At 63.2% G+C, this 13425-nt stretch carries 11 protein-coding genes; 3 read left to right on the top strand and 8 right to left on the bottom strand.

The window, feature by feature from the left end; translation table 11 throughout:
* Positions 1-92 precede the first annotated feature (92 nt).
* Both creA and katG read right to left on the bottom strand, forming a co-directional pair.
* Complete coding sequence (gene creA, locus AC3B5Q_RS10875; protein ID WP_021782046.1) at positions 93-1304, bottom strand: creatinase; 1212 nt, start codon at positions 1302-1304, stop codon at positions 93-95.
* Positions 1305-1463: 159 nt separating this feature from the next.
* A complete protein-coding gene (gene katG, locus AC3B5Q_RS10870; protein ID WP_021782047.1) occupies positions 1464-3719 on the bottom strand; it encodes a catalase/peroxidase HPI in 2256 nt (751 codons plus the stop codon).
* A 386-nt stretch (positions 3720-4105) separates the two neighbouring features.
* On the opposite strand from katG, the gene AC3B5Q_RS10865 reads away from it, so the two are divergent.
* The gene (locus AC3B5Q_RS10865) at positions 4106-5011 is read left to right on the top strand and encodes a LysR family transcriptional regulator (RefSeq protein ID WP_021782048.1); all 906 of its coding nucleotides are present in this window, start codon (positions 4106-4108) and stop codon (positions 5009-5011) included.
* 59 nt (positions 5012-5070) lie between these two features.
* Here AC3B5Q_RS10865 and AC3B5Q_RS10860 read toward each other — a convergent pair whose 3' ends face one another.
* Positions 5071-5949: a DMT family transporter gene (locus AC3B5Q_RS10860; protein WP_010954509.1), complete on the bottom strand. Its 879-nt coding sequence runs from the start codon at positions 5947-5949 to the stop codon at positions 5071-5073.
* A 243-nt stretch (positions 5950-6192) separates the two neighbouring features.
* Between AC3B5Q_RS10860 and AC3B5Q_RS10855 the strand changes: the two genes are divergently transcribed.
* Positions 6193-7017, top strand: a complete 825-nt coding sequence (locus AC3B5Q_RS10855) for an aldo/keto reductase (RefSeq protein WP_021782049.1) — start codon at positions 6193-6195, stop codon at positions 7015-7017.
* 17 nt (positions 7018-7034) lie between these two features.
* Here the strand turns inward: AC3B5Q_RS10855 and AC3B5Q_RS10850 are convergent, their stop codons facing one another.
* The 5 genes from AC3B5Q_RS10850 to AC3B5Q_RS10830 all read right to left on the bottom strand — a co-directional run bounded on the left by AC3B5Q_RS10850 (position 7035) and on the right by AC3B5Q_RS10830 (position 12316).
* Positions 7035-9131 carry a putative bifunctional diguanylate cyclase/phosphodiesterase gene (locus AC3B5Q_RS10850; protein ID WP_021782050.1) on the bottom strand — a complete coding sequence of 699 codons (2097 nt, stop codon included), beginning with the start codon at positions 9129-9131 and terminating at the stop codon, positions 7035-7037.
* Positions 9132-9293: 162 nt separating this feature from the next.
* The gene (locus AC3B5Q_RS10845) at positions 9294-9788 is read right to left on the bottom strand and encodes a GNAT family N-acetyltransferase (RefSeq protein WP_021782051.1); all 495 of its coding nucleotides are present in this window, start codon (positions 9786-9788) and stop codon (positions 9294-9296) included.
* 115 nt (positions 9789-9903) lie between these two features.
* Complete coding sequence (catA, locus tag AC3B5Q_RS10840) at positions 9904-10839, bottom strand: catechol 1,2-dioxygenase (RefSeq protein WP_021782052.1); 936 nt, start codon at positions 10837-10839, stop codon at positions 9904-9906.
* Positions 10840-10882: 43 nt separating this feature from the next.
* The gene (gene catC, locus AC3B5Q_RS10835) at positions 10883-11173 is read right to left on the bottom strand and encodes a muconolactone Delta-isomerase (RefSeq protein WP_003256111.1); all 291 of its coding nucleotides are present in this window, start codon (positions 11171-11173) and stop codon (positions 10883-10885) included.
* 21 nt (positions 11174-11194) lie between these two features.
* Entirely contained in the window at positions 11195-12316 is a 1122-nt protein-coding gene (locus AC3B5Q_RS10830; protein ID WP_101195975.1) for a muconate cycloisomerase family protein, read from the bottom strand.
* Between the two features lie 135 nt (positions 12317-12451).
* On the opposite strand from AC3B5Q_RS10830, the gene catR reads away from it, so the two are divergent.
* Positions 12452-13324: an HTH-type transcriptional regulator CatR gene (gene catR, locus AC3B5Q_RS10825; RefSeq protein ID WP_003256113.1), complete on the top strand. Its 873-nt coding sequence runs from the start codon at positions 12452-12454 to the stop codon at positions 13322-13324.
* Positions 13325-13425 lie beyond the last annotated feature (101 nt).

The raw sequence follows: 13425 nt of genomic DNA, 5'->3' as shown, positions 1-13425 counted from the left end.
GGGCCGGCCTCTTCGCGAGTAAACCCGCGCCTGCGAAAACGGTGAAATCCCCACAGGAGCGGGCTTGCCCGCGAAGCAGCCGACGCCGATGCTTATTTGCGAATGATGTTGTGCTCCGGCCCATACGGGAACTTGGTGATGTTCTCGGCGCCGCTGTCGTTGACGATCAGGATGTCATGCTCGCGATAACCGCCAGCCCCCGGTCGCCCTTCAGGCAGCATGATCATCGGCTCGATCGACACCACCATGCCCGGCTCCAGCACGGTATCGATGTCCTCGCGCAGCTCCAGCCCCGCCTCGCGGCCGTAGTAATGGCTGAGCGTGCCGAACGAATGGCCATAGCCGAAGGTGCGGTACTGCAGCAGGTCGTGACGCAGGAAAATCTCGTTCAGTTCGCGGGCGATATCGCTGCAGCGCATGCCCGGGCGCACCAGTTGCAGCCCGGCTTCGTGCACTTCGACGTTGGCCTGCCACAGGCGCAGGTACTCGTCCGGGCAGTGGTCAAGGAACAGGGTGCGCTCCAGCGCAGTGTAATAACCGGCGATCATGGGGAAACAGTTGAGGCTGAGGATCTCGCCCTTGCCCACACGGCGGCTGGTGACCGGGTTGTGCGCGCCATCGGTATTGAGCCCGGACTGGAACCAGGTCCAGGTGTCCATCAGCTCGGCGTCGGGGAAGCGTTTGGCAATTTCGCGCACCATCGCCTGGGTGGCATGCAGTGCCACCTCGTACTCGGGCACATGCTCACGCAGGGCCTCGACCACTGCCGCCCCGCCGATGTCGGCCACCTGCGCACCGTGACGGATAAGCGCCTGCTCCTCGGCCGACTTGATCATGCGCATACGCATGCACGGCGCAGCGATGTCCACCAGCTCGGCCTTGGGGTAGCAGGCGGCGAATTTGCCGTGGTTCTGCAGGTTCAGGTGGTCGTACTCCACGCCAATGCGCGAGGCCAGCGGCAACGCCTGCTGGATGGCGACAAAGTAGTTGTCGCGCTGCCAGTCGGTGTAGACGATGTTGTCAGTGCCGACCGTGCGCCGCCAGGGTTGCCCGCCGTCGATGTTGGCGCTGATCGAGACTACCTTGTCCTGGGTAATCACCAGCGCATAAGGGCGGCCGAACGAGCAGTAGAGGAAATCGCTGTAATAGTTGACGTTGTGATACGAGGTGAAGATTGCCGCCTCGATGTCCTGCTCGGCCATATAGGCCCGCAGCCGGGCGTGGCGAGCAGCGTATTCCTGAGCGGAGAAGGTTGGTTGTACCTTGTCGCCATTGCGGATTTTCAGGGTCTTGGGCATTTGCATGGTCGGGGTTCCTTGTCGTTGTGAGCACGCTGTTCAGGCCGGCCGCCTGAGAAGCATTGCAACAGAACCGACGAGGACACTTTTGTATCTATCCGACCTGGAATTGGCGGAATAACCAGTGGCCAAGGAGGGGCGCTAAGCGCCCCCCGCCAGGCAACGCTATTTCAAATCAAAGCGGTCCAGTTCCATGACCTTCTGCCAGGCGGCCACAAAGTCCCGGACAAACTTGTCACCCCCATCACTGCTGCCATACACCTCGCTCAACGCCCGCAACTGGGCATGCGAACCGAACACCAGATCGACCCGGCTACCGCTCCACTTCACCTGCCCGGTCTTGCGGTCGCGCCCTTCAAAGGTCTCGTTGTCCGCCGAGGTGGGTTTCCACTCCACGCTCATGTCCAGCAAGTTGCGGAAGAAGTCGTTGCTCAGCGTTCCCGGCTTGTCGGTGAACACGCCGAGGTTGCTGCCACCATGGTTGGCACCGAGCACGCGCAGGCCGCCGATCAGCACGGTCAGCTCCGGCGCGGTCAGGGTCAGCAACTGTGCCTTGTCCAGCAACAGTTTCTCGGCCTTGACGCTGTAACGTGCCTTGGTGAAGTTGCGGAAGCCATCTGCCAGCGGCTCCAGCACGGCGAACGACTCGACGTCGGTCTGCTCCTGAGACGCATCGACCCGCCCCGGGCGGAATCCTACGCTGCCGCTGTAACCGGCATCCTTGGCAGCTTTTTCGACTGCCGCGGTACCGGCCAGCACGATCAGGTCAGCCAGGGAAACCTTCTTGCCGCTGTTGTTGAACTCGGCCTGGATCTTCTCCAACACCGCCAGCACCTTGTCCACGCCCTGGTTTGCAGCCCAGTCCTTCTGTGGGGCCAAGCGCAAACGCGCGCCGTTGGCACCACCGCGCTTGTCGGAGCCGCGGAAGGTCGACGCGGATGCCCAGGCGGTGGAGACCAGTTCGCCCACGCTCAAACCCGAGGCCAGGATCCTGGACTTGAGGGTCGCGATGTCTTGCTCGCTGATCGTGGCTGGGTCGGCTTTGGGTAGCGGGTCTTGCCACAGCAACTCTTCATTGGGCATTTCCGGGCCCAGGTAGCGCGCCAGCGGGCCCATGTCGCGGTGGATCAGCTTGTACCATGCACGGGCAAAAGCATCCGCCAGCTGGTCAGGGTTTTCTTTGAAGCGGCGAGCGATTGGCTCGTAAATGGGGTCGAAACGCAATGCCAGGTCGGAGGTCAACATGGACGGTGCGTGCTTTTTACCGGGATCGTGTGCATCTGGCACCGTGCCTGCGCCTTTGCCGTCTTTCGGCCGCCACTGGTGCGCGCCAGCCGGGCTTTTGGTCAGCTCCCACTCAAAGTCGAACAGGTTATTCAGGTATTCGTTGCTCCACCGGGTCGGGGTGGAGGTCCAGGTCACTTCCAGGCCACTGGTGATGGTATCCCCGCCTTTGCCGGAGCCAAACGTGTTATGCCAGCCCAGGCCCTGCATCTCCAGGCCTGCCGCTTCCGGCTCGGGGCCGACGTTGTCGGCGGGGCCGGCACCGTGGGTCTTGCCGAACGCGTGGCCACCGGCGATCAAGGCCACGGTTTCTTCATCGTTCATGGCCATGCGGCCAAAGGTTTCACGGATGTCCTTGCCTGAGGCCACCGGGTCCGGGTTACCTTCCGGGCCTTCCGGGTTCACGTAGATCAGGCCCATCTGCACGGCGGCCAACGGGTTTTCCAGGTTACGCTCGGCTGACAGGTTGCGATTCTGCTCTTCGCCATGCTTGGCCGGCTCGGCCACCAGGTCACCCTGCCCTGGCGCCTGCGCCTTGGCCTGATCCTTGCCATAACGGGTATCGCCGCCCAGCCACTCCTTTTCCGAGCCCCAGTACACGTCTTCGTCCGGCTCCCACACATCGGCACGCCCGCCGGAAAAGCCGAAGGTCTTGAAGCCCATGGACTCGAGGGCAACATTACCGGTGAGTACGATCAGGTCGGCCCAGGAAATCTTGTTGCCGTACTTCTGCTTGATCGGCCACAGCAGGCGCCGGGCCTTGTCCAGGCTGACGTTGTCCGGCCAGCTGTTGAGCGGGGCGAAACGTTGCTGGCCAGAGCCCGCCCCCCCACGGCCGTCACCAATGCGGTAGGTGCCGGCGCTGTGCCAGGCCATGCGGATGAACAGCGGGCCGTAGTGGCCGAAATCGGCCGGCCACCAGTCCTGCGAGTCGGTCATCAGGGCGGTCAGGTCTTTCTTCAGGGCCTGGAAGTCGAGGCTCTTGAACGCCTTGGCATAGTCGAAGTCCGGGTCGGGGCTGGACTTGGAGGAATGCTGGTGAAGAATTCTCAGGTTGAGCTGGTCAGGCCACCAGTCACGGTTGGTGGTGCCGCCACCTGCGGTTTGATGGAACGGGCATTTCGATTCGTTCGACATCTGCGGGTACCTTTGGGTCGGTTATCCAGATTTCCGGTCTATGCCAGTGTTCTTTCAGCCGAGCGGGTGGGCTCGTACTACCCCTCATCAGGTGTACACGGGGCTTGCGAAGCTGTCACGCCGGGGGGCCACGGTCTTGCACACAGGTGCTGACGCGCTGCCCGGTCGCGGAATTCGCGGGGCCACGGGAAAGACTAGTCGAGCTTGGGCAGAGTTCTAATAGAGTGGCTGTTGGAGCCTGATAGGCTGGCTCTGTCAGGCACTGGCCTGTATCGGCCGCATCGCGATCAAGCCCGCGACCAGGCCGGCACATCCATACAAGGCACAAGGCCCGGCACCCTGCTTAAATACACAGCCATACCCTTTGCCCCGGACGCCGAGCCCTCATGAACCGCAACGACCTGCGCCGCGTCGACATGAACCTGCTGGTGCTGTTCGAAGCCCTGATGATCGAACGCAACCTGACCCGCGTCGGCGAAAAGCTGTTTATCACCCAATCCACCGTCAGCGCCGCCCTCGCCCGCCTGCGCGAGCTGTTCGACGACCCACTGCTGATTCGCAACGGCCGGGCCATGGAACCCACCCCACGGGCCCTGCAGATCTTTGCCGAACTTGGCCCGGCCATGGACGTGATTTCCGCCGCCATCAGTCGCGCGCGCGAGTTCGACCCGGCCAACAGCTGCAACGTGTTCCGCCTGGGGCTTTCTGACGATGCCGAGTTCGGCCTGTTTCCGGCCCTGCTGCAGGCCCTGCGCGAAGAGGCCCCGGAGATCAGCGTGGTAGTGCGGCGGGCCAACTTTCTGCTGATGCCCGGCCTGCTGGCCAGCGGCGAGATCTCGGTAGGCGTGAGCTATACCACCGACCTGCCGGCCACCGCCAAACGCCGCAAACTACGCGACATCGGCGTACGGGTGCTGCGCGCCGACGACCGCCCGGGGCCGCTGACCCTCGACGAATACTGCGCCCGCCCGCATGTGATGGTGTCGTTCTCCGGTGACATGAGCGGCAACATCGACCTCGACCTGGCACGCATCGGTCGTTGCCGCAAGGTGGTGCTGGCGGTGCCGCAGTTCGGTAGCCTGCGTGCCCTGCTGCGCAACACCGAGCTGATCGCCACCGTGCCGGACTATGCCGCTTGTGCCCTCGCCGACGACGGCAGCCTGCGCGCCGACCCGGCGCCGTTCGACATCACCGAGGCCGAGCTGTCGATGGTCTGGAGCGGCGCCCAGGACAACGACCCCGCCGAGCGCTGGCTGCGCGACCGCATCCTGCAGTTCATGGCCACGCAGTGATGCCCTCTTCGCAGCGCAACGCTGCGCCTAACGGTCGTACAGCCTGAAGCACGCGGCTGCTATTTGCCGCGCTGCATCCACGCTGCACCGAGCCCGCTGAGGCAGATCACCAAAATCCCCACCAGGCTCAGGGTATCCGGCACCTGGCTGTACACCACGAAGCCGAGCAACCCGGCAAACACGATCTGGCAATAACTGAACGGCGCCAGCAACGCTGGCGCTGCATGGCGGAAGGCCTGGGTCAACAGCAGGTGCGCAGTCATGCCAAAGCCGCCCAGTGCCAGCATCAACAGAGCATGGTCCCAGCGCGGCACTTCCCAGAAGAACGGCACCAGCGCACTCATCGCCAAGGTGTTGCACAACCCTGCATAGAAGTTGCTGGTGGTCGGGCTGTCATGCGCCGCCAGAATGCGCGTCAGCAACTGATAGAAGCAGAAGCCCAATGCCGAACCGAACGGATACAGAATGGCCGGGGTAAACATCGCCCCACCCGGGTGCACCACTACCAGCACGCCAATAAAGCCCATCACCACCGCCACCCACTGCCCCACTGTCACTCGCTCTTTCAGCAGCGGCGCCGACAGCGCGGTGACCAGCACCGGGGCAAGGAAGTTGACGGCCGTGGCCTCCGCCAGTGGCAGGTACTGCAAGCCGGTCGTGAACAGCAGGCTGGTGCTCAGCAGGCTCAGGGCCCGCAAGGTCTGCAATACCGGCCGGCGGGTGCGCAACACGTTGAGCCCAGACTTGGGCAGGAAGATGCCGGCCATCAGCAACGTGTGCACCACATAACGCGCCCACACCACCATGACTATCGGGTACAGGCCACCCAGGAATTTGGACAAGGCATCGTGGCTGGCGAACAGGAACGTCGCCACCACCACCAACGCGATGCCGCGCAGGGGTTGGTTGACGCCGGACAGCGGTGTGCTGGAACTCATGGCTCTCTCGATGACGGCGCGGCAGCAAGCCGCGCCCGGGGAAGGATGCGCAGGCATTGCCCGGCGGATGTAACAGCTGGGATTCTAGAAGAGATGCCGCAGAATAAGGAAGTTCATTTGCCGCTTGCCCCGGCCAAGTGCAATTTCTGTTCGCTGATCGACCACTTTCCACCTGGCATGCATGGCCCGTGCACGGTTGATCGCTGACCATCGACCGACCCCTGCACCCTACAAGGAATTTACATGCAAAGGCTCACCACCCGCACCGGCCTGGACCTGCCCGCCATCGGCCTGGGCACCTGGCCAATGACCGGCAGTGAATGCACCCAGGCCGTGCGCCAGGCACTGGACGTGGGTTACCGACACATCGACACCGCCACCGCCTACGAAAACGAAGCGGCCGTTGGCCAGGCACTGCGCGACAGCGACGTGCCACGCGAGCAGATTCACCTGACCACCAAGGTCTGGTGGGACCGTCTGGAGCCCAAAGCCATGCGTCAGTCGCTGGAAGACAGCCTGCGCGCGCTGGGTACCGAACAGGTTGACCTGTTCCACATCCACTGGCCAGGCACAGACTGGGACCTGGCCCGCAGCATCGACACCCTGGTAGCCCTGCGTGACGAAGGCAAGGCGCGCCACATCGGCGTGGCCAACTTCCCATTGGGGTTATTGCGCCAGGTGGTGGAAACCCTGGGCGCGCCGTTGTCGGCGATTCAGGTGGAATACCATGTTCTGCTCAGCCAGCAACCGCTACTCGACTTCGCCCGCAGCCATGATTTGTTGCTCACCGCCTATACCCCGCTGGCACGCGGCCAGGCAGCGGCGCAGCCGGTGATCCAGGCGATTGCCCGCAAGCATGGCGTGCTGCCCAGCCAGGTAGCGCTGAAATGGCTGCTGGATCAGGACGGCGTGGCGGCGATCCCCAAAGCCAGCAGCCGCGAAAACCAGCTGGCCAACCTGGCCGCATTGACCGTGCAGCTGGATGACGAAGACCGCGCAGCCATTGCCGGGCTGCCGAAAGACCAGCGCGTGGTCAGCCCGCCGTTTGCGCCGGACTGGAACAGCTGAGGCCGCCGCGCAAGTCACTATTCTTGCGTGATGACCTGCTTCAACCGCTCGCTCGCCGGTGCCGGCCGCCCGTAAAAGTAGCCCTGGAAGTGCGAACAGCCTTCCGCCGCGAGCCGGCGCATCTGCTCCTCCGACTCCACGCCTTCGGCCGTGGTCTTGATCATCAGGCTGTTGGACAGCTCGGTAATGGCGCGAATGATCGACATGGCCTCGCGGCTGTCGCACATGTCATGCACGAACGACTTGTCGATCTTGATCCGGTCGAAGGGGAACGAGCGCAGGTAGCCCAGCGATGAGTAGCCCGTACCAAAGTCATCCAGTGAAATGGACACGCCCAGGTCTTTCAGGGCGCGTAAGGTGCGCACGTTTTCCTCGCTGTTGCCCAGCAGCACCGATTCGGTAATTTCCAGCTCCAGTCGCTGCGGCGGCAGGCCAGAGTCGGCCAGCGCGAGGGCGACGGTATGCACCAGATCGCCGTTCTTGAACTGCACCGCCGACAGGTTGACCGACACCGTCTGCTCACCGTCCCAGCTTGCCGCCTCCTGGCAGGCCAGATTCAGCGCACGGTTGCCCAGCTCGTGGATCAACCCGGTTTCTTCTGCAATGGGGATGAAATCCATCGGCATGACCATGCCACGGGTCGGGTGTTCCCAGCGCAGCAGCGCCTCATAACCGGTAACGCTGCTGGTCTGATGATCGACTACCGGCTGGTAGTGCAGCTGCAACTGCCCCAGGTGCAGCGCTGTGCGCAGGTCGGTTTCCATCAGACGGCGCTGGCGGGCGGCAACGTCCAGTTCGACATCGAAGCATTCATAACGATTACGGCCGTTACGCTTGGCTTGGTACAGCGCCATGTCGGCATAGCCCAACAGCTGCTCTGCCTGGTCATTGTCATCAGGCGCGATGGCGATGCCGATACTCACCCCCACCGCGAACTGATGCCCTTCGATCTGGAACGGCGGGCTGATGGCCTTGATCAGGCGTTGCGCGGTATTACATGCGGCATCCCGCCCCTCCAGGCCCGTCAGCACCACGGCAAACTCATCGCCACCCAGGCGGGCCAAGGTGTCGTGCTCACGCAGTTCGCGGCGCAGACGCTTGCCCAACTCGCGTAGCAGCTTGTCACCGAAAGCATGGCCAAGGGAGTCGTTGATGTTTTTGAAGTTGTCCAGATCCAGGCACAGGGCAGCGGTCAGCTTGGCGTTTTCGCTGCCGCGCAACAGGGCCTGGCGTAGCCGTTCGTGGAACAGCGTGCGGTTGGGCAGCCCGGTGAGCGCGTCATGGTGCGCCATGTGGTGGATCTGCGCATGGGCGGCCAGCTCTTCGGTGGCGTCTTCAGCCACGAACAACACGTAATCGGCCTGCCCCTCGCGGCTCTGGCTGAGCAGGGTACGGCTGCGCAGGGTGCGTGGACCACGGGCAGTTTCCACGCGGGTTTCGGCGGCGTGCCCCTTGGTACTGCGGGCACCACGCACGAATTGCTGCTCCAGGTAGTCACCGGCAGCCGGTGCCAGGCATTCCTTGGGCAACTGGCCGATCATGCTGCGCTGCGGCCCACCGAACAGGCGTTCGGCCTGCTGGTTGGCCAACAGGATGCGCTGGCTTTCCAGGTCCTGGACGATGACGCTCGCGGGAATGTTGGCAATGACCGAATCGAGGAACTGCGACAGCTTGGCCATCTCCTGGCTGTACTGCTCGGCCAGCTCTTTGGCCTGCAGCAGTTCGAGCTCCTGGCGGTGGCGTTCGGAAATGTCGCGGGTGACCTTGGCGAAACCCACCAGTTGCCCGGCATCGTCGTACACCGCTTCGATGACCACATGGGCGTGGAAGGCCGTACCGTCCTTGCGCAGGCGTGCGCCCGTTTCTTCAAAGCGTCCGGTGCTGCGCGCCTGCTCCAGGTTAAATGTCGGCAACCCGGCTGCGCGCTCGGCATCGGTGTAGAACACAGAGTAGTGCTGGCCGACGATTTCTTCGGCATGGTACCCCTTGGCGCGCTGGGCCCCGGGGTTCCAGTTGGCGACGATACCTTCAGGGGTAAGCAGGTAGATGGCATAATCCACCACGCTCTGGATCAATAGCCGGTACATGATGTCGGGGTTTGCTGCGAGCGACATGAACTTTACCTGAACTTTCGAAACGCATGAAAAGGGACCCCGGCAAGCGGCGGCCGGGTCTTGGAAAGCGATAATGGCATTATGCTGCCAATGAAAATTTTGTGAAGCAACTCACAAAAATGGCGCTTCTCGTTATCAGGCCGAACGAAAGCGCACGCCCCCTCAATGGCGGGTGCCAGTCACCAGAAAATTGAGCAAGTCCGGCTCATCCCCCAAAGCGATAGCCTGCGCCGGCCGCGGCAGGCTCGCCAGCACTGCATTGCAGAAAGCCACGGCGGCCAGATCCTGTGCGTAGCAGCGCAGCAGCCAGTCGCCCTTGCCCCCCAGCAACTGCAACGCCACCGCCTGGCCGATGCCCTGGCGACGGTACTTCTTCAAGATGAACAGGTCGGCAAGCTCCTGCGCATCGATGCCAGGCAGTTCGCTGCGCTCGACCAGCACGAAGCCGGCGATGAACCCGTCTGCCAGCACCAGAAACGCGCCCCAGCCGTCGTCCTGCCAGTAACGTTGCAGGTGCTGCTCGTGGATGTAGAAGCGGCCATCCGCCTCGACGTCTTCCTGCTCCCAGTCGGAGGACTCGTAGCAATAGAACTGGTAGAGATTGCGGATCAGTGGAGCCTGGTCGATGGTGGTTGGCAGCAGCGCGAGGGGGAGCATGGTGTGGGGCCTGAGCAAAAGGACGATTCTAGATCACCAGGCCCTTGCAGCAAAAAGCCCGGGACCTCCCCGCACGGAAAGCCCCAGGCAAAATCACAGTGACACAACCTCGGGCTCAGCCCTCCTGCAACGCCCGCGGCCGATGGCTTCGCTCTTCGGCGTCAGGCGACTGGGCACCCTGCAAGCGGAAGTCGAACGACAGCTCGGCAAAGCGCTCGCCTTGCACGCCGCGGTCGCGCGCCGCCGCGGCATCCTCGACAAAACGCAGTTCGCCGATCAGCCCGTCACGGGTGGCATAGGCAAAGTCGTCCCACAGGTACTTGTCGCCTGCAAAGTTGATCTGCGTGGTCAGGTGTCGGTGCCCTGGAGCCGAGATGAAGAAGTGCACGTGCGCCGGGCGCTGGCCGTGGCGGCCAAGCAGGTCCAGGCATTCCTGGGTTGGGCCTTGCGGGTCGCAGCCATACCCCGATGGCACGATCGAGCGCGCGCGGTAACGGCCCTCGGCATCGGTGATGATACGCCGGCGCAGGTTGAACTCGGACTGGGTCGAATCGAAGTACGAATAGGTGCCCTGGGTGTTGGCGTGCCACAGGTCGACGGTGGCACCGGCCAACGGCTTGCCGTTGGCATCGAACACCTGGCCCTGAAGGAACATCACCACGCCTGGGTCAGTGCCGTCGTCCATGCGCACTTCGCCCTGGGCCAGCGGCGCCCCGGCAACGTACAACGGGCCTTCGATGGTGCGCGGGGTGCCGCCGCCAAGGCCGGCTTCGGCATCCTTGGCATCCTGCAGCAGGTCGAGGAAGTGCTCGATGCCCAGGCCAGCAGCCAGCAGGCCCGCCTCATTACGGCCGCCCAGGCGGTTGAGGTAGTCGACGGCGTGCCAGAACTCGTCCTCGGTGATTTCCAGGTCTTCGATCAGCCGAGCGGTGTCCTGCAGCACGCGCAGAATGATCTGCTTGAAGCGCGGTTTTCCTTCGGCATGGTCCAGGCCAGCCACCTGGTTGAAGAAGGCTTGAATGTCGGCAGTGTGGGAAATTTTCACGGTCATCGTGCTTACCTCGTATTGTTCTTGTCAGGCATACAGGTGCGAATCAGCGATCGTCGCTGTGAATAGACGAGGGATGCCGACACAGGCCGTCGACCTCGATGTCCATGTACGGAAACAGCGGCAGCTGCATCAATGTGTCATGCAACGCCTCGACGCTGGGCACATCGAACACGCTGTAGTTGGCGTAATGCCCGGCAATGCGCCACAGGTGGCGCCAGGTGCCTTCACGCTGCAGGCGCTGGGCCAGTTCCTTTTCATCAGCCTTGAGCTGGGCGGCCTTGGCCGGGTCCATGTCGACCGGCAGCTTCACGGTCATCTTTACGTGGAACAACATGGTTATCTCCTTGCTTGCTGATCAGCGACGGGCGAAACGCGCCAGGCGCTGTTCGTCCAAAGTCAGGCCAAGGCCTTGGGTATAGGGGATGTGCAGCTGGAAGTCGCGGTACTGCGGCGGCTCGTTGACAATTTCCTCGGTCAGCAGCAGCGGCCCGAACAGCTCCGTACCCCAGGTGAGCTGGCGCAGGGTGAGGAATGCATGGGCCGACGCCAGGGTGCCGATCGAACCTTCGAGCATGGTGCCGCCGTACAAGGCGATGCCGGCAGCTTCGGCGATCTGTGCAGTGCGCAGCACCGCGCGCGGGCCGCCATTCTTGGCGATTTTCAGGGCGAAGATGCTGGCGGCGCCGTCGGCGGCCAGGCTGAAGGCGTCCTCGACGCTTTCGATCGACTCATCGGCCATGATCGGTGCCGGGCTGCGCTGGTTCAGGCGCACCTGGCCACCGCGGTTGATGCGCGAAATCGGCTGCTCGATCAGGTCGATACCATTGTCGCCCAATACCTGGCAGGCGCGGATGGCCTGGGACTCGTCCCAGTACTGATTGACGTCGACCCGCACGCTGGCGCTGTCACCCAGCTCGCGCTTGATCGCGATCACATGCTTGAGGTCCTGCGCCACCGGGTTGGCGCCGATTTTCAGCTTGAACACGCGGTGCCGGCGAATTTCCAGCATGTGCTGTGCTTCGGCGATGTCGCGGGCGGTGTCGCCGCTGGCCAGGGTCCAGGCCACCTCCAGGCTGTCACGCACGCGGCCCCCCAGCAGTTCGCTGACCGGCAGACCCAGGCGTTTGCCGTGGGCGTCGAGCAAGGCGCTTTCGATGCCAGACTTGGCGAAGGTATTGCCCTTGGCCAGCTTGTCCAGCTTGAGCATGGCGGCATTGATGTTGTCTGCTGGCAGGCCGATCAGCGCCGGGGCGAGGTACGTGTCGATATTGGCCTTGATGCCTTCGGGGCTTTCGTAGCCATAAGCCAGACCACCGATGGTGGTGGCTTCGCCGATGCCTTCCACGCCATCGCTGCAGCGCAGGCGCAATACCACCAGGGTCTGCTGCTGCATGGTGTGCATCGCCAGCTTGTGCGGGCGAATGGTCGGCAGGTCGACGATAATTGCCTCTATGTGTTCAATCAGCGCGCTTGTCATTGTTGCCAGGTCCCGTCAGGTCGGGCTTTCAGTTGCAGGCCCGAGTGATGCGTTTACTTGATTGTTGAAGGATTGCGCGAGACCCTGACGACCGTCCAATATCAAATGAATCTCCCACCATACCCTGGAGGTCTGATGGAGCTGCGCCACCTGCGTTACTTCAAAGTCTTGGCCGAGACCTTGAACTTCACCCGCGCCGCCGAGCTGCTGCACATCGCCCAGCCACCACTGAGCCGGCAGATCAGCCAACTGGAGGACCAGCTCGGCACCCTGCTGGTGGTACGCGAACGTCCGCTGCGGCTGACCGAGGCCGGCCGTTTCTTCTACGAACAGACCTGCACCGTGCTGCAGCAGTTGCAGAACATCAGCGACAACACCCGCCGCATCGGCCAGGGCCAGCGCCAGTGGCTGGGCATCGGTTTTGCGCCCTCTACCCTGTACACCGTGCTGCCGGAGCTGATCCGCGAACTTCGCCAGGACAGCGAGCTGGAACTGGGCCTGAACGAGATGACCACACTGCAACAGGTGGAGGCGCTGAAAAGCGGGCGTATCGACATTGGCTTCGGGCGCATTCGCATCGACGACCCGGTGATTCACCAGCAGGTGCTGTGCGAGGACCCGCTGGTGGCCGTGCTGCCCAAGGGCCACCCCCTGGCGGGCAGCCCGCTCAGTCTGGCCCAGCTGGCTGGCGAAGCGTTCATCCTCTACCCGGCCAATCCCCGGCCCAGCTATGCCGACCACGTGCTGGCGCTGTTCGCCCACCACGGCATGAGCATTCGTGTCAGCCAGTGGGCCAACGAACTGCAGACCGCCATCGGCCTGGTAGCGGTTGGCGTCGGTGTGACCCTGGTGCCAGCATCGGTACAGCAGCAGCACCGTCCCGATATCGAGTATGTCGGCCTGCTTGATAGCGGCGCCGTCAGCCCCATCATCCTCAGCCGGCGCAAGGGTGATGTAAGCCCGATCGTGAAGCGGTGCCTGGCGTTGATCGAGCAACAGGCAATATGAACACACCATGCACCTTGTGGGGAGCGGGCGCGCCGGCGAACACGGGCAAAGCCCGTGCTATGCACCGGTTCTCCTGCTTCGCGGGCAGGCCCCACAGGGAC

It is taken from the genome of Pseudomonas sp. D5(2026) (assembly GCF_057766845.1).
The sequence above is the reverse complement of the archived record's forward strand: the minus strand, read 5'-3'. Positions and strand labels throughout refer to the sequence as shown.

Bases quoted from the DNA above. Each gene is read 5' to 3' on its own strand.
- creA (WP_021782046.1), bottom strand. From the start codon at position 1,304: ATGCAAATGCCCAAGACCCTGAAAATCCGCAATGGCGACAAGGTACAA.
- katG (WP_021782047.1), bottom strand. From the start codon at position 3,719: ATGTCGAACGAATCGAAATGCCCGTTCCATCAAACCGCAGGTGGCGGC.
- AC3B5Q_RS10865 (WP_021782048.1), top strand. From the start codon at position 4,106: ATGAACCGCAACGACCTGCGCCGCGTCGACATGAACCTGCTGGTGCTG.
- AC3B5Q_RS10860 (WP_010954509.1), bottom strand. From the start codon at position 5,949: ATGAGTTCCAGCACACCGCTGTCCGGCGTCAACCAACCCCTGCGCGGC.
- AC3B5Q_RS10855 (WP_021782049.1), top strand. From the start codon at position 6,193: ATGCAAAGGCTCACCACCCGCACCGGCCTGGACCTGCCCGCCATCGGC.
- AC3B5Q_RS10850 (WP_021782050.1), bottom strand. From the start codon at position 9,131: ATGTCGCTCGCAGCAAACCCCGACATCATGTACCGGCTATTGATCCAG.
- AC3B5Q_RS10845 (WP_021782051.1), bottom strand. From the start codon at position 9,788: ATGCTCCCCCTCGCGCTGCTGCCAACCACCATCGACCAGGCTCCACTG.
- catA (WP_021782052.1), bottom strand. From the start codon at position 10,839: ATGACCGTGAAAATTTCCCACACTGCCGACATTCAAGCCTTCTTCAAC.
- catC (WP_003256111.1), bottom strand. From the start codon at position 11,173: ATGTTGTTCCACGTAAAGATGACCGTGAAGCTGCCGGTCGACATGGAC.
- AC3B5Q_RS10830 (WP_101195975.1), bottom strand. From the start codon at position 12,316: ATGACAAGCGCGCTGATTGAACACATAGAGGCAATTATCGTCGACCTG.
- catR (WP_003256113.1), top strand. From the start codon at position 12,452: ATGGAGCTGCGCCACCTGCGTTACTTCAAAGTCTTGGCCGAGACCTTG.